The sequence below is a fragment of the Stenoxybacter acetivorans DSM 19021 genome (assembly GCF_000745895.1).
GTDB classification, from domain to species: Bacteria; Pseudomonadota; Gammaproteobacteria; order Burkholderiales; family Neisseriaceae; genus Stenoxybacter; species Stenoxybacter acetivorans.
The window spans coordinates 1-1531 of sequence record NZ_JQKE01000135.1 but is presented as its reverse complement, the minus strand read 5'-3'; the positions used below and the strand labels follow the sequence as shown (position 1 = coordinate 1531).

Genomic DNA, 1531 nt, shown 5'->3' with positions numbered 1-1531 from the left:
GTTTGAACAGATTTATTGCAGTGAATTATAACATAAAATCAGTATTTATTGTATATTTTCAATCACTTGCCGGTAATTCAGGAGCGACTAATTATTTCAGGCAGCCTGTTTTTTCAGCTGCCTACCGATTAATACTACTCGTTAAAATGCTTCACCCACTTTCACACCGCCTGCCAAATCATTTGGGCTTGCCAGCAAGGCGGTTTGTTGTTGGGCTGCCTGAAAATCAGGCAAAGCCATCATCTGCACAAAATCGGCAGCTTGCCCCTCTCCTTCCATGCGCTGCCAGCGCATGGCTAATTTGTCATTATGCGGATACGCAAAGTCTTTGATTAAAGCATCTGTCCAATCCGGTTTATTGCACACCAACACCACATCACAACCCGCCTCAAATGACAAACGAGCGCGTTCGCGTACATCGCCTGCCCCACTTGCACCTTCCATGGTTAAGTCGTCGGAAAAAATCACCCCATCAAAACCCATGCGTTTGCGTAAGACGTCTTGTAACCAAAAACGGGAAAATCCTGCCGCTTGATCATCAATGTTTGAGTAAACCACATGAGCAGGCATCACCGCTGCCATGCCATGATCACTCAATACCTGAAACGGCCGAATATCGTTTTCCCACAATTCCGCCCAACCGCGATTATCTTCGGGCAAAGTAAAATGGCTGTCCCCCGCTACGTAGCCGTGTCCGGGAAAGTGTTTGCCGCAAGTGCGCATTCCGCCTTTATTTAACCCGCGCTGCAATGCCAATGCCAATGCCGACACCACCGCAGGATCGGCGTGAAAACTGCGGTTGCCAATCACCGCGCAGCAGCCCCAGTCCAAATCCAATACCGGTGTAAACGATAAATCCACGCCGCAAGCGCGTAGCTCTGCCGCCAATACCCAACCAACATTTTCGGCAGCATTCACGGCAACTTCTTCACCTTGTTTATCCCACAATTCACCCAACACCCGCATGGCAGGCAACCGCGTAAAGCCTTCGATAAACCGCTGCACCCTGCCGCCCTCATGATCCACCGCAACAATCAGCGCAGGTGTACGCAGCGATTTGATTTCGGCAATCAAAGCAGTGATTTGTTCACGGGAGGCATAATTTCGTCTGAATAAAATCACGCCGCCGATAGCGGGGTGGCTTAACCGCTGTCTTTCTTCTTCCGTTAATTGAAAAGCAGCAACGTCCGCCATCACGGGACCTCGCGGCAAAAATAAGTGTGCAGTGTTTGTCATCATGTCTTAAAAAAGTAAAAAAACAATCAAGCAACAATGCTGCCTGAATTTATGGGTTCTAAAAAATGTTAATATTGCATGCACAAATGCTTGCAATATTATCAATCACAGTGGATAGAATAACACCCTAAGCTATGCAGAACAACATGGCAATGATCTAAAACAGCTTACCTTTGTAGGTGTTGTTTCCAAGCACTTATGTGTAAGAAATCCCAGCGTTGTTTACAGTATTTATAGGAAAATACTGCAATGAATATTCATAAAAGAACCCGTTTACTGCCCTATCAGCGTCAAG

The 1531-nt window shown here is 46.7% G+C and carries 1 protein-coding gene; it reads right to left on the bottom strand.

Features of this window, described 5'->3' with window-relative positions:
- Positions 1 to 141: 141 nt before the first annotated feature.
- A complete protein-coding gene (gene nagZ / locus Q384_RS10940; protein ID WP_425423491.1) occupies positions 142 to 1239 on the bottom strand; it encodes a beta-N-acetylhexosaminidase in 1098 nt (365 codons plus the stop codon).
- Between the last annotated feature and the right edge of the window lie 292 nt (positions 1240 to 1531).

Coding starts and splice junctions, on each gene's coding strand:
- nagZ (WP_425423491.1), bottom strand. CDS start 1,239: ATGATGACAAACACTGCACACTTATTTTTGCCGCGAGGTCCCGTGATG.